The organism is Aquabacter sp. DMC10, from assembly GCF_056314145.1.
Window position 1 is genome coordinate 17,506 of the sequence record NZ_JBQUYX010000007.1, and the last position, 24,573, is coordinate 42,078.

General features: G+C 66.3%; 9 protein-coding genes, 1 tRNA gene and 1 pseudogene. 3 read left to right on the forward strand and 8 right to left on the reverse strand.

Annotated elements, in window-relative coordinates; genetic code table 11:
• Window positions 1–6 precede the first annotated feature (6 nt).
• The 5 genes from ACT54L_RS18115 to ACT54L_RS18135 form a co-directional block, all read right to left on the reverse strand.
• Entirely contained in the window at window positions 7–540 is a 534-nt protein-coding gene (locus tag ACT54L_RS18115) for a GNAT family N-acetyltransferase (protein WP_476087027.1), read from the reverse strand.
• 420 nt (window positions 541–960) lie between these two features.
• Window positions 961–4,368: a DUF4214 domain-containing protein gene (locus ACT54L_RS18120; protein ID WP_476087293.1), complete on the reverse strand. Its 3,408-nt coding sequence runs from the start codon at window positions 4,366–4,368 to the stop codon at window positions 961–963.
• Window positions 4,268–8,320 (reverse strand): beta strand repeat-containing protein, encoded by a 4,053-nt coding sequence (locus ACT54L_RS18125; protein WP_476087028.1) that lies wholly within the window; start codon window positions 8,318–8,320, stop codon window positions 4,268–4,270. Before ACT54L_RS18125 ends, ACT54L_RS18120 begins: the two co-directional genes overlap by 101 nt.
• A 697-nt stretch (window positions 8,321–9,017) precedes the next feature.
• On the reverse strand, window positions 9,018–16,865 hold the full coding sequence (locus ACT54L_RS18130; protein ID WP_476087029.1) for a cadherin-like domain-containing protein: 7,848 nt from the start codon (window positions 16,863–16,865) through the stop codon (window positions 9,018–9,020).
• 804 nt (window positions 16,866–17,669) lie between these two features.
• Window positions 17,670–18,470 carry an SIMPL domain-containing protein gene (locus ACT54L_RS18135; protein ID WP_476087030.1) on the reverse strand — a complete coding sequence of 267 codons (801 nt, stop codon included), beginning with the start codon at window positions 18,468–18,470 and terminating at the stop codon, window positions 17,670–17,672.
• 269 nt (window positions 18,471–18,739) lie between these two features.
• Between ACT54L_RS18135 and ACT54L_RS18140 the strand changes: the two genes are divergently transcribed.
• Together ACT54L_RS18140 and ACT54L_RS18145 are read left to right on the forward strand one after the other, a co-directional pair.
• Window positions 18,740–18,815 (forward strand) — tRNA-Ile (locus ACT54L_RS18140).
• A 177-nt stretch (window positions 18,816–18,992) separates the two neighbouring features.
• Window positions 18,993–20,210, forward strand: a complete 1,218-nt coding sequence (locus ACT54L_RS18145) for a tyrosine-type recombinase/integrase (protein WP_476087031.1) — start codon at window positions 18,993–18,995, stop codon at window positions 20,208–20,210.
• Window positions 20,211–20,578: 368 nt separating this feature from the next.
• On the opposite strand, the pseudogene ACT54L_RS18150 reads toward ACT54L_RS18145, so the two are convergent.
• Window positions 20,579–20,866, reverse strand: a pseudogene (locus tag ACT54L_RS18150) (HigA family addiction module antitoxin); the annotation flags it as partial.
• 453 nt (window positions 20,867–21,319) lie between these two features.
• On the reverse strand, window positions 21,320–22,159 hold the full coding sequence (locus tag ACT54L_RS18155) for an oxidoreductase (RefSeq protein ID WP_476087032.1): 840 nt from the start codon (window positions 22,157–22,159) through the stop codon (window positions 21,320–21,322).
• A gap of 50 nt (window positions 22,160–22,209) precedes the next feature.
• Here ACT54L_RS18155 and ACT54L_RS18160 point away from each other — a divergent pair, with 50 nt between their 5' ends.
• On the forward strand, window positions 22,210–22,833 hold the full coding sequence (locus tag ACT54L_RS18160) for a TetR/AcrR family transcriptional regulator (RefSeq protein WP_476087033.1): 624 nt from the start codon (window positions 22,210–22,212) through the stop codon (window positions 22,831–22,833).
• Window positions 22,834–23,234: 401 nt separating this feature from the next.
• On the opposite strand, the gene ACT54L_RS18165 is transcribed toward ACT54L_RS18160, so the two are convergent.
• Complete coding sequence (locus ACT54L_RS18165) at window positions 23,235–24,566, reverse strand: ATP-binding protein (RefSeq protein ID WP_476087034.1); 1,332 nt, start codon at window positions 24,564–24,566, stop codon at window positions 23,235–23,237.
• Window positions 24,567–24,573: the final 7 nt, after the last annotated feature.

A 24,573-nucleotide genomic window follows, 5' to 3' on the forward strand; every position in this document is an offset into this window, starting at 1 on the left:
TGGGGGTCAGCGCACGGCGCTGGTCTGGTCCGCGCCAGCGGGCGCCAGGCCCCGCGCCGGACCGTGGACGCCATGGAAGGCGCCGGGTTCCAGCTCCGCCACCAGCAGCCGGGCCGGGTCCACGGGGCCAGGCATCACCACGCTGCCGGGAGGCACCGGCTTGAAGCCGAACCGCCGGTAATAGGGCTCGTCGCCCACCAGCAGCACCAGCTTGTGGCCGGCGGTGCGGGCGGCATCCATGGAGACGGTCATCAGCCGGCCGCCAATGCCCACGGTGCGGAAGGGCGGCTCCACGGTGAGCGGGCCGAGCAACAAGGCCGGCGTTTCGCCAATGGCGATGGGGGTCAACCGCACCGAACCCACCATCATGGTCCCCACATAGGCGGTGAAGGACAGTTTCAGATCGTGGGGCGCCTGTTCCCGCAGCCGGAAGGCGGTGCGGGCGAACCGGCCGGGGCCGAAGGTGCGCCGGTGCAGCTTGTCGATGGCATCGGCGGCGGAGGGGGATTCGTGCGTGATGGTAAGCGGAAGTTCAGTCATGGGAGCAGCCGGACGAGAGCGAGCATCCCGCCCCGGCGCAAAGCCGGTCAGGCGGGCAAGCGAAAGGGGGCGTGCGCCGCAGGGCGCGCCACGTCCGTTCGTCGTCGCAGGCTGACCGGATGCATAAGGGGTCCTTGGCCGGCCTCAAGCGCCGGAGAGCGGGCCGATAGCATGTCGGCGGCGGCAGGTCCAGCGGGAGAGAGAAGGGAAGGGTGTGAGAGGGGAAGGTCGGGGCGGGGGGGGCGCGCACCGGGAAGGGCGCCTCAAGACGCGTGGCCTCAGGGCGGGATGCGTCCAGCCCCCACGCCCACGCCCACGCCCTCGCCCGCGCGGCGGGGGCGGGTCCGGCGGACCCCCGAGGGGAACCGGCCGGACCGGCCGGCCGGCGCGGTCCTGGACGGCGACCGCGCCGCGGGCGCGTCAGATGAAGAAGTCCTGCTCCTTCGGCGTGAGATAATGGCCGTGCATCTCTTGGCTGCCCATTAGGGCATTGGCCAGGGCGAGGACATCGCTCTCCAGCGACCCATAGGTGGCGTGGTCGGCCTCGGTGGGGGCGTGCCCCAACAGCGCCTGGTAGACCGTGTCGGCGGTCAGGTCCTCGACGGACGCGGCGCCGTGGCCCACGGCTATGGCTTCGGGCGACAGCATGAAGGAGAGCGCGACCTCCCCCTGGCTCTTGCCGCCCTGATAGTCCGCCAGATGGGCCATCAGCCCGCCTTCATCGCCCTGCCGCCCGAGCACCTGGGTGTAGAGGGCGCCGATCCAGCTGAGATCGGAATTGGGGGTCAGATCGATGGTCCCGTCATCGAACTGCACATGCTCGATGTTCTTGAGAATGGCGACCGCCAGGAGCGCCCCGTCGTTGGGCAGGTTCGGCAAGATGATCGGCTTCACCTCCCAGTGCACGCCCTCCTGCTCGATGGAGAAGTCCGCCCGGTTGCCCGAGAGCACCACCGTGTCGTCGCCCGCATGCCCGTCGATGACATCCTGCCCGCCATTGCTGACCAGCCTGTCGTCGAGCGGCCCGCCCTCCAGATGGTCGTCGCCCGAGGTGCCCGTGACATTGCCGGTCTGAAGGTCGGCATCCACCACAAAGTCGAGCCCGGTGGCGGTGGGCAGGTGCGTGACCATTTCCGGGGACGTGACGAAGTGGGCGACCACATCCGCCAGGGGCACGCCGTCGGCCAGCTGGGCCTTGTGATAGGCCAGGCCGTCGGCATCCGGCTCGCGGCCGAACAGGGTGCGGTAGAGCTGCTCCACCGTCAGGTCGCCCGCGGCCGCTCCCGTGCCCTTGGCGATGGCCTCGGGGGAGGTCAGGAAGGCGAGGGCGATGTCGCCGATGGAGAGGCCCCGGTCCACCAAGCCGGCATAATATTGCAGCCCGTCCAGGTCCGCTTGGCGGCCCAGAACGTTGGCATAGAGGGCGGCGATCTCCTTGATGCCCTCGGACACGGTGAGATCCACCTTGCCGTCCGCGAAGATGAGGCTTTCCACATTGACGAGGGTATCCACGTCGGTGGGATCGGTGAGCGAACGCACCAGGGTGACGGCGCGGTCCTGGAGGATCTCATAGTCCGCCCGGTTGCCGTCGAAGCGGGCGGTGTCGGTGCCGAGGCCGCCGTGCAGCAGGTCCCGGCCGGGGCCGCCGAAGACGGTGTCGTCACCCGCCTCGCCGAAGATGCGGTCATCGCCGCCGGCGGAGCCGACGGTGTCATTGCCGCCGCCGCCGTGCAATTCGTCATTGTCGGCGCCCAGCATGATGGTCTGGGGCGCATCGTCCGCATAGACCACCTGGGCGCCCGATCCGCCGCCGAGCGTCACCGGCCCCACCACGGCGGCGAAGGCGACGTTCTCGAAGTTGATCTGGGTGCCCGGCGGCAGGGCGCTGGCATCCACCACCAGGGCGATGGGAGCCGTCCCCGCCGGCGCGGAGACGACGATGGGCGTCCCGCCGGTGTCAGACCCGGTGAGCACCAGGGTCTGGACCAGCAACGGGGTGTTCGACGGCAGATCCTCAAGGAAGTCCGTGCCGCCTGCGGTCAGCTGGGCCTGCTCGTTGGAGCCGTCCGGCGTGTGCTTCTGGATCTGGGCGATCAGCTCCAGGAGGCTCAGCTCGGAAGCCTGCGCCGTGGGCGTGCCGGTGGCGGTCAGGCCGACGCCGGTGGGAAGCGTCGCGGACAGGAGGGTGTCCGCATTGTCCTTCACCAAGGGGATGTCGGCCGGGGCGGGGGTGCCGCCATTGTCGGTCACCGCCGGAACGGTGACGGTCTGCGTGACGGTGCCGTCGGTCTCCGTCACGGTCTTGGTGGTGACGATGGCCTCGCCAATGGCGACCGTGGAGCCCAAGGGGGTGGAGACCTGGAAGGGCAGGGCGCTGGTGACGGTGCCGCCGGCGCCGTCGGAGACGGTCAGGTTCACGCGGGCCTCACCGTCCACGATGGGGGTGAAGGTGGCCGCAGCCAGCCGGGCCTGGAGGTCCGCCGCCGTGCCGGACAGCTGGATGCCCGCCGTGCCCGCGTCCCCGTCCACGAGGCCGGACAGCGTGCCGTTCACGGTCGACAAGGTCACGGTGAAGAGCGTGCTGTCCTGGTCGGTGAGGGCGAAGGCGGGCAGGGCCAGGGGCTGGCCGGCAATGGCGGCCACGGCCGTGGTCGGCAGGCCCGTCAGGACGGGGGCGTCATTGGTATCCGTGAGGGAGATGGTGAGGGTCAGCGTGCTGTCGGGCAGGCTGCCCGCGTCCTCGTCGTCCACCGTGGCCGTCAGGGTGAGGGTGGGCTTGGTCTCGAAGTCCAGCTTGGAGGCATCGTTCACGGTGACGATGCCGGTCTTGATGTCGATGGCGAAGGCGCCGTCGGCGCTGATGGCCTTGCCATCCACCGTCTTACTGGCGTCCGCGAAGCCGAAGGTCAGGCCGTCCTGGTCGCCGGAGACCTTGAGTTTGGCCACTTCGGTGCCCGCCGGGCTGTTTTCCGCCAGGGAGGCCGTCGCCGGGCCGGTGAGGACCGGGTCCACATCCGCGACGGCGATCTGGACCGGCACCGTGGTGGAGGAGGTCGTCGTGCCGTCGAAGGCCGCCAGGGTGAAGGCCCCGAGGGTCCCGGTGGTGTTGGCGGGCGGGGTCCAGGTCACCACCGAGGTGGGGGTGATGAGGGTTTGCCCGGCCACGGCGGCGGCGCCGTCCACGGTGAGCGTGCCCTCGCCCAGCGCCATCACCTTGTAGGAGACCGTGTCGCCGTCCACGTCCGACACGGCCGCGACCTTCTGAAGGTCGATATAGGTGAGGGTGGCCGTCGTGCCTTCAACGGGCGCGGACGGCGCGAAGCCCTTCTTGCCATAGATGATAAAGGCCGCGCCCGAGCCGTCGCTATTGGCATTGGGGGCGCCGACGATCAGGTCGGCAATGCCATCCCCGTTCAGGTCGCCCGCCGCAGAGACGGCGTAGCCGGCCCCGCTCAGATTTCCCGTCCCTTCCAGGGCCACCCCCTGGTCCGGCGTGAGGGCGGACAGATCCAGGGTGCCGCGCTCGCCCTTGGTTCCGAACACCACATAAGTGGTGCCGGACTCGGTGCCATTGCCGTCCGAGCCGGTGGCGCCCACCAGCAGATCGCCGATGCCATCCCCGTTCACGTCGCCGGCGCTGGAGACGGAATAGCCCGCGCCATCGCCATTGGCCGCGCCAACGATCTTGAAGCCGGTCGCCGCGGTGAGGGAGGACAGCGTGACATCCTCATGCCCGCTCTTGGTCCCGTAGATCACATAGGCCGCACCCTTGCCGCCTTCGGCCTTGTTGCTGCTCACGATGATGTCGGCGATGCCGTCGCCGTTCACGTCGCCGGCGGCCGAGACCGCGGTGCCGATCGTTGCTCGCGCCGGCACCGATGATCTTGAAGCCCTTCGTTCCCATCTCCGTGGTCATGTTGAACTTGGCGAGCCCGTCCGCATTGCCGTAGACGACAAACGCCGTGCCTGAATTGGGGCCGTTCAGATCGGAGCCGGGCGCGCCGATGACCATGTCGTCAATGCCGTCGCCGTTCACGTCGCCGATGCCGGACACGGAGGTGCCCACGGCATCATATTGCCGGGCCCCGAGGCCGAAGCCCTCGCTGTCGGTCAGCTTGGACAGATCGATGGCGCTGAGGCCGCCCGTCTTCCCGTAGACCACATAGGCGGCGCCCGAAGCGGTTGCGGTGAGTCCGATCAGCGTCCCGCCGATGATGACGTCGTTCACCCCGTCCTTGTTGATGTCGCCGGCGGAGGCAACGGAATAGCCGGCGCGGCCCAGCGCAATGCCTGCGGAAATCTTGAAACCGTCGGTGGCGGATAGGGTGGAAAGGTCGATGTTGCCGGAGCCGCCCGCCTTGCCATAGACCACATAGGCTGCGCCCGGGGCGGCCGCATTCGCATTCGCATTGGCCGGCTTGTCCACATTGGGGGCGCCAATGATGAGATCGTCGATGCCGTCGCCATTCAGATCGCCGGCGCTTGATACGGAAAATCCGGCCTGGTCCTTGGCGGTGGCGCCGGAAATCTTGAAACCGTCGGCGGGGGTGAGGTTGGCAACCGAGAAGCTGCTCAGCCCGCCCTTCTTGCCATAGATCACATAGGCGGCGCCGGGGCCAGGGCTTGCGGAGCCATCCGGCGCGCCCACGATGATGTCATCAATGCCATCGCCATTCACGTCTCCGGCGCCGGAGACGGAGGTCCCGAACCCCTCCTTGGCCGTGGCGCCGGTGAGCGAGGTCACGTCCGCCGCAGGCAACCGGCCGAGGTCGGTGATCTTGAGCACCGCCCCCGTGGCCGTGATGACCGGCGCCTCGTTCACATTCTCAAGGTTGACGGTGAGGCTGAGGGTGCTGTCGGCCGTTGTGTCCGCATCCTCGTCATCCACCGTGACGGTGAGATTGAGGGTGGGATTGGTCTCGAGGTCGAGCTTGGCAGCGTCGTTCACGGTGACGATGCCGGTCTTGAGGTCGATGGCGAAGGCGCCATCGGCGCTGATGGCCTTGCCGCCCGCCGTCTTGCTGGCGTCCGCGAAGCCAAAGGTCAGGCCGTCCTGGTCGCCCGACACTTTCATGCGCGCCACCTCGGTGCCCACCAGGCTGTTCTCCGCCAGGGTGACGGAAGACGGGCCGGTGAGCGTGGGGTCCACGTCCTTGAGGGTGACCGAGAAGGCCACGGTTTTCTCCGACTGGGCCACGCCATCGAAAGCCGCCACGCGCACGGCGGTCAGCGCGTCCTGGGGCGAGACCGTGTTGGCGGGGGGCGTCCAGACCAGGCTGGCGTTCAGGCTGAACACGTCGCCCACCTTGGCCGCCAGGCCGTCAATGGTCAGCGTGCCGGAGGGGATCTCGGTGATCTTATAGGTCAGCGCATCGCCGTCCGGGTCCGTGGCGGTGGCCAGCAAGGTGCTCGTATCGAGCGTGATGGCGGTGCCTTCCTCGCCCTGCTGCTTGCCCGGTCCGGTCGGGTCCGGGAAAGCCGGGGCATCGTTCACCGCCTTGATCGTCAGGCTCTGCTGCGCGCTGGAGCTGACATTGGCAGGGTCGGTGGCCGTGAAGGTGACCGTCCGCGCGGCCGTGGTGGGCGCGTCCGCAAGATTGGTATAGGTCACCGACGACAGCGCCGCGCGCCACTGATCGAGCGTCGCCGCGCCCTTTGCGGAGGTCAGGGTGAGGGCGCCGCTGGTGCCGTCGAAGGAGCCGGAAATATCGCCGGTCGCCTGGGAGCCGGTGAAGGCGAGGCTGTCTTCGCCGGCCACGAAGCCGGCCGTGATCGCCACCTTGGCGGAGGCGAGGGTGGTGTCGTCCGTGTCGGACAAGGTGAGGCCCGCACCCAGGGTCGTGGCCACATTCTCCGTCGCCGTGACGGCATTGGTGGACACGGCCACAGTCGGCGCCACGTCGATGATGATCTCGGCCGCCTTGGACAGGGAGCCCGTCGCGCCCGGCACGGGCACCGTCAGATCGGCCGCATTGCCCTTGGCATCCTCGATGAGGCTGCCATTCAGGGACAGGGCATCCGCGCCGGTGACCTCGAGGATCGCAGCCTTGTCGCCGGGTTGCACGACATAGGTAAAGGTGAGGACCTTGCCGCCGGACCCAGACACATAGGTGGCGGACCGGTCCGTCGTGCCTGTTTCCAGCTTGAGTTTGGGCGTCCCGGCAGTGGTGTCCACCGCCACTTCGGTATCGAACGTGACGGTGATCGTGATCGTCTCGCCCGCTCCGTGAACGCCGGCTTGCGTGGTGGTGCCGAGCTCGGTGATCTTGGGGACTGACGGAGCGGTGCCGTAGATCACATAGGCGGCGCCGGCATTGGTCCTGGATGCGGGGTCGGCTGCCTTGGCCGCGATGATGATGTCGGCGGCGCCGTCGTTGTTCAGGTCTCCGGCATAAGCGACGGCGTTGCCTGCATGGTCGTTCGATACCGCGCCGCCGATAATGAAGCCCTGGCTGCTCAATAAACTAGGAAGATCAATATCGATCAATCCGGATTTTTTGCCAAATATAATGTAAGACTTTCCGTTATCGCTCTTCCCACCGGAAGATGCACTTCTGGCTCCGACAATGATGTCGTCGATCCCATCCCCATTCACATCGCCCGCGCCGGAGACGCTGACGCCGGTCTGATCGCCTGTCGCCGCGCCGGAAATCCTGAAGCCCTGACTGCTGGTCAGGGAATTCAGATCAATGCCGGACAGTCCATTCTTGTTGCCAAAGATCACGTAAGCTGCGCCGGCATAATTTCTTCCCGAGGGGGCGGCGCCAGAGGCCCCGATGATGATGTCGGCAACACCATCCCCATTCACATCCCCTGCGCTGGAGACGCTGGCGCCAGCAGAATCCGAAGCGGCGGCGCCGGAGATCTTGATGCCCTGACTGGCCGTGAGGCTGCCCAGCTCAATATTGGCGCTTCCGCCGGCCTTGCCATAGATGATGTAGGCGGCACCGGCATTCGATCGTCCAGCCGGGTCCGCACTGCTGGCACCAATGACGATGTCATCAACACCGTCGCCGTTCACGTCGCCAATCTTCGAGACACTCGTGCCCACGCTGTCCCCGGCAGTTGCTCCGTTGATGGCGAAACCTTGCGCCGCCGTCAGAGTTCCCAGGTCGACATTGTCCAGCCCGCCGAGCTTGCCATAGATCACATAGGCGGCACCTGCGTTCGTCTTGGAGCCGGGAGAGTCCCGAAAGGCGCCGACCAGGACGTCGTCGATGCCGTCGTCATTCAGGTCGCCGGCGCTTGAAACGGAATAGCCAGAGTAGCCACCATTAAATGAGCCGTCGATCTTGAAGCCCATGGTTTTGGTAAGTGTACTCAAGTCAATATTGCTGAGCCCGCCGGACTTGCCGTAGATCACATATGTGCTTCCGGCAAAAGTGGCGGAGGGACTGGCAGAATTGGCTCCAACGATGATGTCGTCGATGCCGTCCCCGTTGACGTCTCCGCCGCTGGCGACGCTGATGCCCAAATTGTCGCCCACCTTGGCCCCGTCGATACGGAAACCCTGGGTGGCTGTCAGGGAGCTGAGGTCGATATTGGCGAGGCCGCCGGCCTTGCCATAGAGCACATAGGCGCTTCCCGCCGTGCCTTTGGATGAGGGACTTGCCTGATAGGCTCCAACGATCATGTCGTCGATGCCGTCCCCATTCACATCTCCGGCGCTGGAGATCCCGGAGCCCAGAGCATCGGCGCTCACGGCGCCGATGATCGTGAAGCCGTCTTTGCTGGTAAGGGTGGACAGATCGAAAATGGGCGCAGCGGTGTCGGTGGTCATGGTCGGTTTCCGAGCCTTAAAGCGGGCCCCGGCGGGCGTTCGCCGCTGCAGGGCAAGGTTTGTGTTTTCGGATGGCGCACCGGACGGAGGTCTGAGACGGCGGACCGGGTCGTGATGAGGCCGGCGCGACGCCCGGCAGGTCTTTCGGCGCTCGCCTGCGGCCGGCCGGCGCGCGGGCGCCGGTTTTCCCGGGGCGGCGCGATGGACGTTAAAGCTGTCGGGAGACGATCGGCCTGACGGCCTCGGACGCGTGCGGGAAGTGCGCGCTCGCGCACCGCAACCGGCGCCGGAAAAGGATCATCGTCATGCGGTAGGCCCCCACCTATCGGAAGGTTGTATCCTAGGAGGCGTGGCGCCTAAGGTAAAGCTTCGCGCTGCGTCGCATCACGCTGTGCCGCGCTGCCGCAGCGGCTCCGCCGGCGGTCGGCGGGCGATTCTTTCATCCCTTGCAAGGGGCTGGAGGGGGCCTGGTGGCTGGTGTCCACGCACCGGCTGGCAGGTCAACACCCTGTGAGCGCGCGCTCCGGCCCCGCTCCCGCTTTGCCAGCACCCGTTCGGTTTTCGCCGGCGCCGCGAGTCGGCCTGCGGGGGCTGACGCCGGCCGGCCCACCGCCGGGTGCGCCCAAACGAAAGCGGCCGGCCCCTGGGGGCCGGCCGCCGGTGCTGGGAAGCCCGGCCCCCTCGGGGGCCGGGGGCATCAGATGAAGAAGTCCATGTCCTTCTGCTGAAGGACGTGGGCCTGCATTTCCGTGCTGTCCATGAGGGCCGCGGCGAGGCTCGCCGGGTCGTTTTCCACGGCGCCGTAGGCGGCATGGTCGGCCTCGGTGGCGGCGTGCCCGAGGAGCGCCTGGTAGACCATGTCGGCGGTCAGGTCCTTGGCGGAGGTGGCGCCGTGACCGGCCGCGACCGCCTCGGGGGAGATCATGAAGGAGAGCGCGACCGCGCCCTTGCTCATGCCGCCCTGATAGTCCGCCAGATGGGCCATCAACCCGCCTTCATCGCCCTGGCGGCCCAGAACCTGGGTGTAGAGGGCGCCGATCCAGCCCAGGTCCGAGTGGGGCGTCAGGTCGATGGTCATGTCAGCGAACTGCACGTGCTCCACATTGACGAGGACCGCGGACGGTTCGGCGGCGGGCGCGGTGGCCGCCTTGATGGTCCAGTGCACCCCCTCCTGGGTGATGGCATACTCCGCGCGGTTGCCCGCGAAGACGGCGGTGTCGTCGCCGGTGCGCCCGTCGATGACGTCCGCACCGCCATTGCTGATGAGCGTGTCATCCAGCGCGCCGCCCTGGAGCGTTTCCGCCGCGGCCGTGCCGGTGACAAGGCCAGCCGTCACGTCGCCCACGGTGAAGTCGAGAGCATCGGCGGTGGGCAGGTGGGCCTGCATTTCCGGCGCATGGACGAAGTGGGCCGCCACTTCCGCCAGCGTGACGCCCGCGGCGAGCTGGGCCTTGTGATAGGCCAGGCCGTCCGCGTCCGGCTCGCGGCCGAACAGGGTGCGGTAGAGTTGCTCCACCGACAGATCGCCCGCAGCCGCTCCCGTTCCCTTGGCGATGGCCTCGGGAGAGGTGAGGAAGGCGATGGCGATGTCGCCGGCGGACACACCCCGTTCCACCAGACCGGCATAGTGCTGGATGCCGGCCAGGTCCGCCTGACGGCCCAGCACCTTGCTGTAGAGGGCCGCGATCCAGCTCACGGCGTCGGGCACGGTGAGGTCCACCTTGCCGTCCGCGAAGGAGAGGCTTTCCACATTCACCAGGGTATCCACGTCGGTGGGATCGGCGAGCGAGCGCACCACCGTGACGCCACGGTCCTGGAGGATCTCATAGTCCGCCCGGTTGCCGTCGAAGCGGGCGGTGTCGGTGCCGAGGCCGCCATGCAGCAGGTCCCGGCCGGGGCCGCCGAAGACGATGTCGTCGCCGGCCTCGCCGAAGATGCGGTCGTCGCCGCCGGCGGAGCCGACGATGTCGTTGCCGCCACCGGCATGGAGCTCGTCATTGCCGGCGCCCAGCACGATGGTCTGGGCCGCGTCGTCCGCATAGACCACCTGGGCGCCCGATCCGCCGCCGAGCGTCACCGGCCCCACCACAGCGGCGAAGGCGACGTTCTCGAAGTTGATTGGGGTGCCCGCGGGCAGGGCGCTGGCGTCCACCACCAGGGCGACGGGCGCCGTGCCAGCCGGCGCGGAGAGGACGATGGAGGCGCCGGCGGGGAAGGTGTCGATCCCGGTCAGGACCACCGTCTGGAGCACCAGTACGGCATCGGTGGGCAGGCTTTTCAGGAAGCCCGCGCCGCCGTTGGCGAGCTGAGACTGCTCGGCGGACCCGTCCGGGGTGTGCTGATTGATCTGGGCGATCAGCTCCTGGAGGCTCTGCTCGGTGGTCTGCGGGGTGGCCGCACCGGTGGCGGTGAGGCCGACGCCGGTGGGGAGCGTGGCGGACAAGAGGATGTCCGCATTGTCCTTCACCAGCGGGATGTCGGCCGGCACGTGGGTGCCGCCGGTGTCGGCCACCACCGGGACGGTGACGGTCTGCTTGAGGGTGCCGTCGGCCTGGGTCTCCGTCTTGGTGGTGACGATGGCATCACCAATGGCGACGGTGGAGCCCGACGGGGTGGAGACCAGGAAGGGCAGGGTGCCGGTGGCGATGCCGCCGGCACCGTCGGAGACGGTCAGGTCCACGCGGGCCTCGCCGTCAACCGTGGGAGTGAAGGTGGACAGGGCCAGCATGGCCTGGATGTCCGCCGCGGTGCCGAACAGCTGGATGCCCGCCGTGCCCGCGTCTGCGTCCAGGAGGCCGCCCAGCGTCCCGTTCACCGCCGACAAGGTCACGGTGAAGAGGGTGCTGTCCGGGTCCGTGACGGTGAAGGCGGGCAAGGTCAGCGCCTGGCCGGTGGTGACGGCGATGGCGGTGGCCGGGAGGCCGGAAAGCACCGGCGCCTCGTTCACGTTGGTCAGGTTGATGGCGAGATCGAGGGTGCTGTCGGGCAGGGTGTCCGCATCCTCGTCATCCACCGTGACGGTGAGCTTGAAGGAGGGGTTGGCCTCGAAGTCGAGCTTGGAGGCGTCGTGGACGGTGACGATGCCGGTCTTCATGTCGATGGCGAAGGCGCCATCGGCACTGATGACCTTGCCGTCCTCCGTCTTGGCGGCGTCCGCGAAGCCGAAGGTGAGGCCGTCCTGGTCGCCGGAGATGGCGAGCTTGGCGACCTCGGTGCCCACCCCACTGTTCTCCGCCAGGGTGAAGACGGCGGGACCGGTGAGCACCGGCTTCTCATCGGCGATGGCGACCTGGACCGGCACCGTGGTGGCGGAGGTCAGGGTGCCGTCGAAGGCCGCGAGGGTGAAGGCCCCGACGGTGCCGGTGGTGTTGGCCGGCGGGGTCCAGGTCACCACCGAGGAGGCGGTGATGAGGGTTTCCCCGGCCACGGCGTCGACGCCGTCCACGGTGAGGGTGCCGGCGTTCAGCGCCATCACCTTGTAGGTCACCGTGTCGCCGTCGGGGTCGCTGACCGCGGCGGCCTTCAGAAGGCTTTCGTAGGACAGGACGACCGCCTTGCCTTCAAAGCCATCGAGGGGGCTCGCGAGGTCCTTGATGACCGGCGCCTCGTTCACGTCGGTCAGGTTGATGGTGAGGTCGAGGGTGCTGTCGGGCAGGGTGTCCGCATCCTCGTCGTCCACCGTGACGGTGAGCTTGAAGGAGGGGTTGGCCTCGAAGTCGAGCTTGGAGGCGTCGTGGACGGTGACGATGCCGGTCTTCATGTCGATGGCGAAGGCGCCATCGGCACTGATGACCTTGCCGGTGAAGACGGGAGCGGCTGCCGCGGCCGCGACCGCGGCCGCGGCTTCCCCGCCACCTGCCAGCTGTTCCTTCACCCCGCCGACAAAGCCGTAGGTGAGGCCGTCCGTGTCACGCGTCACCGCCATCTCAGCGACGACCGTGCCGGCCGCGCTGTTCTCCGCCAGGGAGAAGGTGGTGGGACCGACGAGGCGCGGGTCCAGATCGACCACGGTGAAGCGCACCGGGATGGACGCGTCCGAGGCGAGCTTGCCGTCGAAGGCGGCCAGCGCGAAGGCCTCCATGGAGCCGGTGGTGTTGTCGGCGGGGGTCCAGACCACCGCCGACTTCTCGGTGATGATGGTCTCCCCCGCCACCGCGACGACACCGTCCACCACCAGCGTGCCGGCGCCGAGGCTGGCCACCTTGAAGGACAGCACATCCTTGTCGGGGTCGGAGACCGAGGCGAACTTCAGGAGGTCCGCATAGGTCAGGCTGATCGGCTGCCCTTCGACGCCGGTCCAGGTGGCCTCCCGGGCCTCGATGACCGGCTTCTCGTTCACGTCGGTCAGGTTGATGGCGACTTTGAGGATGCTGTCGACCGTGGTGTCGGCATCCTCATCGTCCACCGTGACATTGAGGTTGAAGACGGGGTGGGTCTCGAAGTCGAGCTTGGAGGCATCGTTGACGGTGATGACGCCGGTCTTGGTGTCGATGGCAAAGACGCCATCGGGAGTGAAGGCCTTGCCGCCTTCGACCTTGCCCGCAAAGAGGAAGCCGAAGGTGAGACCGTCCTTGTCGTCGGACACATCCATGCGCGCGACCACCGTGCCTTCAACGCTGTTCTCCGCCAGGGAGACAGCGGTGGGGCCGGTGAGAACCGGGTTCACATCCGCCACATTCACAAGCACGGGCACCGCGACATCGGAGGTGAGCTTGCCGTCGAAGGCGGCCAGCGTGAAGGCATCCAGCTTGCCCGTGGTGTTGGCGGGCGGGGTCCAGGTCACCACCGAGGAGGCGGTGATGAGGGTTTCGCCGGCCACGGCTTCGACGCCGTCCACGGTGAGGGTGCCGGCGCTCAGCGCCATCACCTTGTAGGACACCGTGTCGCCATCGGGGTCGCTGACCGCGGCGGCCTTCAGGAGGCTGTCGTAAGTCAGAGCGATGGCCTTGCCTTCAAAGCCATCGAGGGGGATCGCGAGGTCCTTGATGACCGGCGCTTCGTTCACGTCGGTCAGGTTGATGACGAGGGCGAGGGTGCTGTCGGCCGTTGTGTCCGCATCCTCGTCATCCACCGTGACGGCGAGCTTGAGAGTGGGATTGGTCTCGAAGTCGAGCTTGGAGGCGTCGTTCACGGTGACGATGCCGGTCTTGATGTCGATGGCGAAGGCGCCATCGGCGCTGATGGCCTTGCCGTCCACGATCTTGGTGGCGTCCGCGAAGCCGAAGGTCAGGCCGTCCTGGTCGCCGGACACCGCCATGCGGGCGACTTCCGTGCCCGCGGCGCTGTTTTCCGCCAGGGTGAAGGTGGTGGCGCCGGTGAGAACCGGGTCCACATCGGCCACATCCACCTTCACGACGACCTTGGCGGTGGAGGCGAGGTCGCCGTCATAGGCGGCGAGCGAGAAGGCCTCGATGACGCCGGAGGCGTTGGCGGCCGGGGTCCAGACCACCACCGAGTCCGGGGTGATGAGGGTCGTGCCCGCCACGGCGACGTCGCCGTTGACGGTGAGGGTGCCGGAGCCGAGAGCGGCCACCTGGAAGTTCACGGGGTCCAGGTCCTGGTCGGAGAGGCTGGCAAGCTTCAGCAGGTCGGCGAAGGTCAGGGCAACCTCATGGCCTTCCTGGCCCTTGAACATCACGTCATGACCCGTGATGACCGGGGCATCGTTCACATCATTGAGCTTGATGGTGAGGCTGAGGGTGCTGTCGGGCTGGCTGTCCGCATCCTCGTCATCCACCGTGACGTTGAGATTGAAGGTGGGATGGGTCTCGAAATCCAGCTTCGAGGGGTCGTTGACCGTGATCTCACCCGTGTGGATGTCGATGGCGAAGGCGCCATCGGCGCTGATGGCCTTGCCCGAGGAAGTGACGGGCGTTTCAACGACATCGGTGCTCCAGCCTTTGCTCGCAGCCTCGGCTTTCACCACCGCGGCGCCGCCGTTGCCGGTGCTGAAGCCGAAGATGAGGCCATCCTTGTCGCCGGACACCTGGACCTGGGCCACGACCGTGCCGGCCGGGGTGTTCTCGTCCAGGATGACCGCGTTGGGGCCGGTGAGCACCGGGTTCACGTCGGCCACATTGACCTTCACCGGCACCGCGCTGGTGGAGGCGAGCTTGCCGTCGTAGGCGGCGAGCGAGAAGGCCTCGATGACGCCGGTGGCATTGGCGGCCGGGGTCCAGCTGACCACCGATTCCGAGTTGATGAGGGTCGTGCCCGCCACGGCGGCGACGCCGTTGACCAGCAGCGTGCCGGAGCCGAGCGAGGCCACCTGGAAGGACAGGGCGTCCTTGTCCTGATCGGCCATTTCCGCCAGCGTGAACAGCTTGGTGCCGGACAAGGTCAGGGTCTGGCCTTCCGCCCCGGGCAGCACGGTGCCGAGGTCCTTGATGGTCGGCGCGTCGTTGGCATTGGCCAGATAGACCGTCAGGCGAATGGCGCTGTCGGCGGCGGTGTCGGCGTCCTCGTCGTCCACCGTGACACGCAGATCAAAGCTGGACTTGGTCTCGAAATCGAGCTTCGAGGCATCGTAGACGGTGACAACACCGGTCTTGATGTCGATGGCGAAGGCGCCGTCGGCGCTGATGGCCTTGCCCTCCACCACGTTGGGCGGAAGGGGTTGATCGTTCTCGTCCTTGACCTCGAAGCCGAAGGTGAGGCCGTCCGTGTCGCCGGTGGTGGTGTATTTGGCGACCACCGTGCCCTTCGGGCTGTTTTCGGTCAGGGCCATCACATTGGGCCCCTCCAGGGAGGGGTTGATGTCGGTGAGGTCGATGCGCACCGGCACAGTGGCGGTGGACACCAGCGCGCCGTCGGTGGCGGCCAGGGAGAAGGCTTCCACAACACCGATGGTGTTGGCGACGGGGGTCCAGACGAGGGTGGCGCCCGCGCCGATGAGGGTCTCGCCGGCCACCGCCGCCACGCCATCCACGGTGAGGGTGCCGGAGCCCAGCGCCATCACCTTGTAGGAGACCGGGTCGTTTTCGGCGTCGCTGACCGGAGCCACCTTCAGGAGCTCGGCATAGGTGAGGGTGAGGCTGTGGCCTTCCTGACCGGTCAGGGTGGCCGGGGCCTGGATTTCCGGTGCATCCTCAACGGCGGCGAAGGTGACGGTCTGATGCTGGTTGTCCAGCGTCTTGCCGGCCGGATCGGCCACGGCATAGGTCAGGGTCAGCTTGCCGTTGAAGTCCTTCTCGGGGGTGATGGTGAAGGAGCCGTCGCCATTGTCGGTCACGGCGCCATGGTCGGCCGTCAGGCCCTGGACCTTCAGCGTGCCTTTCTCCGGGTCGGAGAAGCCGCTCAGCAGCGAGGTGGCCCAGACCTTGTAAGGGACGTCCTCGGTGCCGGCGGCGAGGGCGGCCGTGGGCGCGCCGACGGGCGGCTCGTTGCCATCGCCGATGGACAGGCGGATGGACACCTGGCTGTCGAGGGCATTGTCGGCATCTTCGTCGTCCACGCCAACGCTGACGACGAGGGTGCTGTTGGTGAAGGTGGCAAACTTGTTGGCATCGGCGACATAGATGGTGCCGTTCGACATAACACCGAGGCCGGCATCCACCGTCTTCATGACGGGCTTGCCGTCAGCGCCCAGGACGCCGGTATCCTGACTGACGCCAATGATGCTGAAAATCAGGCCGTTGCCGTCGCCGGCGACGTTGATCGGGACGATGGTGGAGCCGCCCGCGAGCGCACCCTTGACGCTGACAGAGGTGGGAGCCGTCAAAACCGGGTCCACATCGGCGATGATCGCCCGCACCTGGCCCCAAGCCTTGGATTCGGTCTGGCCGTCGAAGGCGGCGACGCTGAAACCATCCGCCTGGCCCGTCACATTCGGCGCGGGATACCACTCGACCTTGGAGGTGGGGGTGATGATCGTGGTGCCGGCAACGGCGGTCACGCCATCCACCATCACCATGCCCGACCCGATGGACATGATCTTGAAGGAGAGCGTGTCGCCGTCCGGGTCGGTGACGGAGCAGATCTTCTGGAGATCGGCGAAGGTGATGATCTTGCTGCCGTTCTCGTTGACGCCGGGCAGGGAGTCCGTGCTCGGGATCAGGATCGGAGCGTCATTTTGCGCGATGACGTCGACGGTCAGCGACTGCTGGGCGGCAATGAAGCCCTTCTGATCGAAGAGGGTCAGGTAGACGGTGCGATCGGTCGTATTGGGCGCCGCGGTGTTGGTGTTCACATAGGCCAGCGCGTTCAGAACGATGTTCGCGTCGCCGACGGTGGCCGTCTCGTTGAACGTCACCAACAGCTGCATGCCATTGGCCCCGCCGGTGACGTTGCCGACCATCGCGCCGTCAACGAGGAGCTGGCTGTTCTGGGCTTGCACAATGTGACCATTGGTCGAGATCACCGTCAGCTGATCCTCGGCCAGGCCGCCGACGACGACGGCGCTCAACGACAGTCCATTAAAATCCGTGATCTGGGAGGTGAAGGTCGCATTCTGGGCCAGCGCCACCGGCGACGAATCCTCGGTGAAGGAGACGGGGGCCAGGGAGAGACCTTCCACCAAGGTGATTTTTGGGGATGCGCTTACCATTGGACAGCTCCATTGCGCCGCGGCGCGGCTGCGTGAGGAAGGAGAGGACGGCTTCCCGTCCCTGCAGTCGTTCGGTTGAGGCTCTGCCCGGGGCCAGCGACCCAGGGGTCTTGAAATGCGGGCGCGCGTCGTCGCTCCCGTCCCGGAGGGGGGACGGCTGAGACCGCACCGGGGCCGTCCGCGCTTCGTCCGCCACGTCCCCGAAGGGGCGCTGGATGAGGTCAGCGTGAACGGCACTTTGTGGAGGAGGCGCGTCGCAGCGTCCGGCGACCCCCCTGTCAAAGGGGGAGCCGATCAAGACGAGCGCAGGTTGATTATTCTAAGAAACGAGAACAGGTCTGCGCGGATACAGCGCTTTGCGTGAGCCCTGGCGTCGTTGGCGGGGCCCGCGGTGCGTTAAGCTGAAGTGTGTCGATGAAATCATCTTCATGCCGTAGGCCCCCCACCTAGCGGAATGGAAAACAACCTTTGTGTGCCGCGTCCCAGCGCGCCGGAGGCGATGCTGCAACGCAACAAAGAGAGCAAGCTTCGCCGAGCGCCCTCCAGACAGCTGGCGGGCGCGAGTGAAACGTTTGAAAATGCCGTGGTTCTCCCTCTCGCCGGCAGGCCGGAAAGAGGGTGTCGAAGGTGCGAGAGCACCCCTCCGCCGTTACCTATGTAGAGGGTCAATGTTGCAGCACAGTAACGCGTAAATGACGTTCCGGCATCAAGGGTGAGTATCCGGCTACCCACAACTAAAAGGGGCGGTGCACGCATGTGCACCGCCCCCTTCAGGTTGTGGATTTGAACGGTGTGGACAGGCTGTCAGAGGGGCTCCACGTCATAGACAAGGGTGAGGGTCGCCCGCACCGTGGTCTCGCCGGCCTCCAGCGGCACCGCGGCGCGGGCGTCGGACTTGAAGGCCATCATGGGGCCGGGCATGGCCCCGCCGGCTTCGGCCGGCGCGATGCGCCGCAGCCGCAGCAGGCGCACGCCGGCCGCCTGCGCCAGCTCCTGCGCCTGCGCCTGGGCATCCTTGAGGGCGGCGAGGCGCGCCTGCTTCTCCAAGGCGTCGGGATCGGACAGGGTGAAGCGCAAGCCCCCGGTCTGGTTCGCCCCCGCCTGCACCAGCTTGTCCAGCAGGCTGCCCAGTTGCGAGATGTCGCGCACCTTCACCGAAACCCCGTTGCGCACCTCATAGCCGGACACCTTGGGCGCCTCGCGGGAATTCTGCGCCGGCGGGGCATATTGGGGCTGGAGGGACAGGCCGGAGGTGGCAATGTCGCGCTCGGCGATGCCGGCCTCCTTCACCGCCGCGATCACCGCCGTCATGGAGCGGGAATTGGCGGCCAGCGCCTCGTCGGCGGTCTTGGCGGAGGACACCACGCCGGTGGTGAAGATGGCCAGGTCGGGCACGGCGCTGGCCTCGCCCTGTCCGTTGACCGCCAGCGTGGCGCGCGGCACCTCCTGGGCCTGCGCCGCAGCCAGGGGCAGGGCGGTGGCAAGGGCAAGCCCGCACAGGAGGCCCCAGGTGCGGGCCAGGGACCGCGCCGGGCCGGGCACCCGGGCGACAACTGCGGTGGCGCGGGCAGCATCGGCGGCCGGGGCGAAGCGAGGGCGGACCATGTGATGACTCCCTTGAGCGTTCTGGCTTGGTGCCGGACGGCGCGAAGCCTGGGCGACGGCGCGCCCCTCCGGCTCGGCCCCCGGCTTCCTCGAAACCGTTGGATGGCGTCTCCCCTCGCCAGGGCGCCGAGGGCGATGGCTGGCGAGCGGGTGCACCCCCTAGACCATCCGCCGATCACGGCGCCAATGGGGCGGGCGGCAACGTTGTGCACCGTCTCATCTCCCACCCGGGTTGTTCGCCGGCGCGCCTGTTGCTAGGAGCAGGAAGGGGGCCTGTAGCTCAATGGTTAGAGCTGACCGCTCATAACGGTCTGGTTGCAGGTTCGAGTCCTGCCGGGCCCACCACATTTGCTGTCCGCTCCTGTCCGGATGTGTCCACGAACATCCATGAAAATCATGCGTTTGTAAGGGTTTCAGGCGGGAAAAGTGTCCGCCGCCATCCGCTGTCATCCGCTTGCAGCCGTGAAATTTGTTGGTACATATGTTGGTATCTCTCGGTAGATGCCTTCCAGGTGCCAACAAATGGCCCTCACAGACACAGCGGTTCGCAACGCCAAGGGCAAGGAGAGCCCCTATAAGATGTCAGACGGGGGCGGGCTTTTCCTGCTCGTGCGGCCTGATGGCTCTCGCTACTGGCGGCTCGCCTATCGCTATCTCGGGAAGCAGAAAACGCTGGCGTTGGGAGTCTACCCGGCGGTCTCGCTTGCCGGTGCCAGGAAGGCGCGCGATGCTGCCAAGCAAAGCTTGGCGCAGGGGGAAGACCCGGCGGACGCCAAGAGGGTGCAGAGGCGCGAGGCGGTGGAGAATGCCGAGCGCACCTTTGAGGTCATCGCGCGGGAATGGTTCCAGATGAAGCTGCCCGGCTGGGTGGCAGCCTATTCTAATCGCCTCATGAGCCGCTTGGAGGCGGATGTCTTCCCCGCTTTGGGGCCGCGCCCCATTCAGGACATCGACGCCCCCGAGGTGCTGGAAGTGATCCGGAAAGTGGAGGCGCGGGACGCCATCGAGCTGGCGAAGCGCGAGATGCAGGTGATCGGGCAGATCTTCCGCTTCGCTATCGCCACGGGGAGGGCGAGGAGAGATCCCACTCAGGATCTGCGAGGAGCAGTGAAGTCGCCTGGGCGGCCCAAGCACCATCGCGCCATGCCGAAGGAAGATCTTCCCGGCTTTCTCCAGGCCCTCGCTGCCTATGACGGCGATCCCAGCACGCGGCTGGCGCTCAAGCTTATGGTCCTCACCTTCGTGCGCACCACGGAGCTGCGAGCGGCTCAATGGTCGGAGTTCGAGGGGTTGGACGGCGAGGAGCCTCTTTGGCGGATCCCGGCCCATCGGATGAAGATGCGTTTCGAGCATCTGGTGCCGCTGGTGCCTCAGGCCGTTGAGGTGCTGAACGACCTGCGCCCGCTTCGCGGTCGGAGCTCCCACCTGTTCCCCTCGCCGAGCAAGGAGGGGTTCATGTCGAACAACACCATGCTCTTTGCCATGTACCGGATGGGCTACCACGGGCGAGCCACGGTGCACGGCTTCCGTGGCATGGCCTCAACGTGGCTCAATGAGGCGGGCTTTCATCCCGACTGGATCGAGCGGCAGCTCGCCCATGATGAGCGCAACGAGGTGCGCGGTGCCTACAACAGTGCCCAGTACCTCGCTGGGCGGCGGCAGATGATGCGGGATTGGGCCGATTATATCGACCGGGCCGTCGTGGGGTATGGCGCCCCAGGAGTACTATCTGTCCTCTAAGTTATTATAATATAATAATATTCACTATTTGCTCTCATATATCTTTGAAGATACATAAGAACAAATAGTGAATATCTTTGTATTTCAATTAATTAAGTGGGTATCTCATCGCCTCAGGGGGGGAGGATGGGCGGCGCTCGGTATGGGATGGGAGGCCGATGGGTGGGCGCCCATATCGGCGGTCGGTGCTTCCTGATCTCAGATGCCGTGCCCCAAAATCCCAAAATCTCCGAAAATAAAAACCCTTTTATATTCAATGCTTTGCACTTAGAATTTTCGGTGCGTTGCCTGTTCCGAAAATGGCAGGAACAGTCCCCGAATTAAAATCCGGCACTCCCAGGCCCCGCTTGCCCCCTGCTTTTCGCCCGTCACTCCGCCGCCGTAAGGGCTGGGATGCCGCTCACATCCACGTCGCGCTCCGCATGCCATATGTCGTGGGCGGCTTGCATGCGCACCCATAGGCCAGCCCCGTTGCCGAACAGCTTGCCCAAGCGGACGGCCACTGCCGGCGTGACCGGCTTCTTCTCGTCGAGGATGTCATAGAGGTGCTGGCGCGAGATGCCGAGCAACCGGGCGATCTCCGCTTTGGGGCGACCGATCGAAGGAAGGATGTCCTCGCGCAACAGCGCGCCGGGATGGGTCGGGCAGCGCTTGGAAGCGCGGGAGGTGGGATGCGCGTTTGACTGGGAGGTGGCAGGCTCATCGACTTGCCTGTCGCCCCCTCGGGAGCCTCGCCTATCTTTGACTGCCCTTTCAGCGACGTCCGCTTTGCGTCCCCATCCCTGTCATTGATCGAACAACGGCCGCGGCCCCAAAAGCGGACATTGGCGACAAGAGACACTTAGATACCCCTTCTCCAAGAGCGAACTTGGCGCGCCGCCCTCGAAGCAAAACTTATAAATAGAAACTATCCTCTGGATATTGATTGTTAAGCAGCATTTACTATCTTGTGTCAGAAAAATAGAAATATTCACATATTTCAAATATTTATGGCCATGCGTATTCATTTCTGTTCTTGGGTATATCGAGCGATAACGAATTTTATATTCGGCCGCAGATTAAGAATACGCACAGAGTTAACTCGTGAGTTGCGGTAAATATATCGCTCACTAGGCGAAGCTGGTTGAGCGCGAAAGCGCCTCCCATGCGCCCATTTCGTCGCGCATGCGGTTGAGTTTCTGTTCGACCAGCCCCAGAGCGTCCTCGCCGAGGAACAGCCGCACTGGCGGGTTCTCGGCATCGACGAGAGCGAGCAACGCCCGCGCAGCCTTGCTTGGGTCACCAGGTTGGTTGCCGCTTTTGGCCTGTCGCGCGGCGCGGATGGGATCCATGACCGCGTCATAGTCGGCTAGGCTGCGTGGTGAGCGATCCATCGAGCGTCCCGCCCAATCGGTGCGGAATTGACCAGGTGCCAGCGCCGTCACTCGAATTCCGAAGCTCGACACTTCCTTGCCGAGCGCCTCGGAGATGCCTTCGAGCGCGAACTTGGTGCCACAATAGAAGCTTATCCCGGGCATGGTAATGAAGCCGCCCATGGAGGTGACGTTGACGATATGGCCGCGCCGCCGCTCGCGCATGCCCGGCAGCACCGCCTTAATCATCGCGACGGGCCCGAAGACGTTGGCGGCGAATTGGCGCTGCAAATCGTCCATGGACGATTCCTCCAGTACGCCCTCATGGCCATAACCCGCATTGTTCACCAACACGTCGATCGGACCGGCCTGCCGTTCGGCTTCGGCGATCGCCGCCGGGATGGCTTCGAAATCGGTCACATCCAGCTTGACCGGATAAGCGCGATCGGGCGCGAGCGCCGCAAAGGCCTCGGCGTCACCCTGCCGCCGCACGCTGCCGATCACACGGTGACCCCTTTCAAGCGCGCCGAGGGCAAAGGCGCGCCCGAGGCCGGAACTGACGCCAGTGATGAGAAATGTCTTGCAGGTCGATGCCATGGTATAGCTCTGAACGGTGACTGAGACTATATCATGATATAGATAAGGTGATGGCAGGAAACAAGCCCCAGGCCGTTTCGACCGCCGCGCGAGGCGAGCCGGTCCGCCAGCGCGTGTTGGATGCAGCGGAGCGACTGCTCCGCCGGGGAAAGGCCGACTTCTCGATGCGCGATCTTGCCACCGAAGCCGGGGTCAGTTTCGCGACACCGTTCAATCAGTTCGGGAACAAGGCCGCGATCATGCATGCCCTGTCGGGGCGCCGGATCGACACAATGGCCAAGCGCTTTGCCGAGATGTCGCCGCCCCCCGATGCTGCAGGCGGGGTCTTGCTGGCGATCGACACGGCGGTCCAGGTAATGCTGGAGGAACCGGAGATAAACCGAGTTGTGATGGGCTGGATCGGCACGGCCGGTCCGGCCCCCGGAAAGGTCCTGGCGCATTCCACGACCTTATGGTCGCTGGCGCTGGGGTCCGGCGAAGGCATGACTGACGCGGGCAGGGAGAGTGTGCTGCGCTGTTTGCCGGAACAGCTCGCTTTTGCCTTTCGCGGGGTTCTGTCGTTCTGGACCGCCGGCGAACTTCCTGACGAGGAGCTTGCCTCGCATGCGCGAGAAATTGCAAAGACGTTGCTCCTCGGAATCGCTGCGCGGTCGCGCTGCGATTCCTCCCCTTAAGCTGCCGTGCAGCCGCAAAGACCGACCGGCAAACCCCGATTGAACCGTCATCGGCCCCGGCGGAGCGTGCATATGGCTCCCACAGCCTCCAGCGCCGGTGAGGCGGCGTCGTTGGAACAATAAGGCCCGCAAACGGTCCCGGCCCGGCTGCGAAGGGAGGCGCCTCGCATGCCCAGCCCAGCCGCCTGGGCAGAAGTACGGGCGATCCCGTGACATTCTGCGCGAGTCTCGGCGTTGCCACGGCTCCCGCAGATACGAGGACAAGAACGGCAACACTACCTACGACCTGCGCAGGCAAGATGGAGCGGAACAGTTTTCTCATGGCTCAACCCTTTGCCGGTGATGGCGACAAGGGTTGGCGGCCCAGGTCTCGCCTCTCGAACGCGGCATGTCGATTTGCATCAGGCCGGCGGCTGGATCCGTGGCAGCGCCAGCCGTACGGCAAGCCCGCCATGGCGGCTGGTGGCGAGTTCGATGGTGCCGCCATGCCGCTCGACCAGCCGGCGGACTATGGTCAGTCCGAGGCCGGTCCCGCCACTTTCTCGGTTGCGTGAGACTTCCAGCCGGTGAAACGGTTCGAAGACGCGCTCACGCTCCTCGGGCGGGATGCCGGGGCCTTGGTCCTCTATGACCAGAACGACACGTGCGCCGTCCGCCTCGATGCCGGCGAAGGCCCGCTCGCCGTAGCGAATGGCGTTGCCGAGGAGGTTGGCGATGACGCGCCCGAGAGCCTTGTCCTCCATGGCAACCCATACAGGGCCGTCCGGCAGGTCGAGGACAATGCGCACGTCATTCTGCTCGGCCGCGTAGCGGCGCAGGGCGGCGGCGAGATCGGCGCTGGTCGGTCCTGCCAGCGCGAAGGAATTCTGCGCGAAGTCGAGCGTGTCTTCGACGAGCGCCTGCATGGCCTCGACATCGGCGATGGCACCCGCCCTATGGCGGCTCTCTGGCATCATCTCCACGCGCAGCCGCAGGCGAGTCAGATAGGTGCGCAAATCGTGCGAGATCGCGCCGAGCGTCAAGGTCCGGTTGCGCACCAGCGCCGCGATACGCTGCTGCATCGCGTTCACCGCGCGGATCAGCTTGCGCAGCTCCGGCGCTCCGCGCTCTGGTATCGCGACGGGGTCGATGCCCTCCCCCACCCGGTCGACTTCGCGGGCGAGGCTGGTGATCGGCCGCATCTCCCTCGCCACCGCCACCAGTGCGGCAAGCGCCACGACGACGCCGAACAGGCCGGCGAAGAAGCCGATGGGCACCCCAAGCAGCCGGATGGTGACGCGGTCCTCGACGTCGAGCCAGAGGTAGCTTCCGTCAGCGAGCTCGATATAGACGCTCAGCGCATCACCGCGGCCGATCTTGCTGCGCCCGTCGAGCCGCACCCAGACCTCGCGCCCCTGCACGCCACGCAGCGCCAATGCAGCGCGGATCGACCCCTCGATGCGGATCAGCCCACCGGTGCGCGTGAGGCCATCGGGTAGGGCGGAAATGATCGCTGCGGTGCGGCCGTTCTCGCTGAAGGCTTCGAGCAAAACGGGGCGAAGGCTGGCGGGCACCTCGTCGACGAGGAGCACCAAGGACGCGACTTGCCGCGGCAGCGAGGGTGAACCCTCGCCGAACGTGCGGCGCCCTTCTCCTGCGCCGAATCCGAAATAGAAGAACAGCGCCAGCAGCTGGATGGCGAAAAGCGCCACCGCGACGATGAGGATGATGCGGGCCAGCAGGCCGAGGCGCATGGCGACC

Coding starts and splice junctions, on each gene's coding strand:
- ACT54L_RS18135 (WP_476087030.1), bottom strand. CDS start 18,470: ATGGTCCGCCCTCGCTTCGCCCCGGCCGCCGATGCTGCCCGCGCCACC.
- ACT54L_RS18160 (WP_476087033.1), top strand. CDS start 22,210: ATGGCAGGAAACAAGCCCCAGGCCGTTTCGACCGCCGCGCGAGGCGAG.
- ACT54L_RS18115 (WP_476087027.1), bottom strand. CDS start 540: ATGACTGAACTTCCGCTTACCATCACGCACGAATCCCCCTCCGCCGCC.
- ACT54L_RS18165 (WP_476087034.1), bottom strand. CDS start 24,566: ATGCGCCTCGGCCTGCTGGCCCGCATCATCCTCATCGTCGCGGTGGCG.
- ACT54L_RS18145 (WP_476087031.1), top strand. CDS start 18,993: ATGGCCCTCACAGACACAGCGGTTCGCAACGCCAAGGGCAAGGAGAGC.
- ACT54L_RS18155 (WP_476087032.1), bottom strand. CDS start 22,159: ATGGCATCGACCTGCAAGACATTTCTCATCACTGGCGTCAGTTCCGGC.
- ACT54L_RS18125 (WP_476087028.1), bottom strand. CDS start 8,320: ATGACCACCGACACCGCTGCGCCCATTTTCGATCTGTCCACCCTTACC.
- ACT54L_RS18130 (WP_476087029.1), bottom strand. CDS start 16,865: ATGGTAAGCGCATCCCCAAAAATCACCTTGGTGGAAGGTCTCTCCCTG.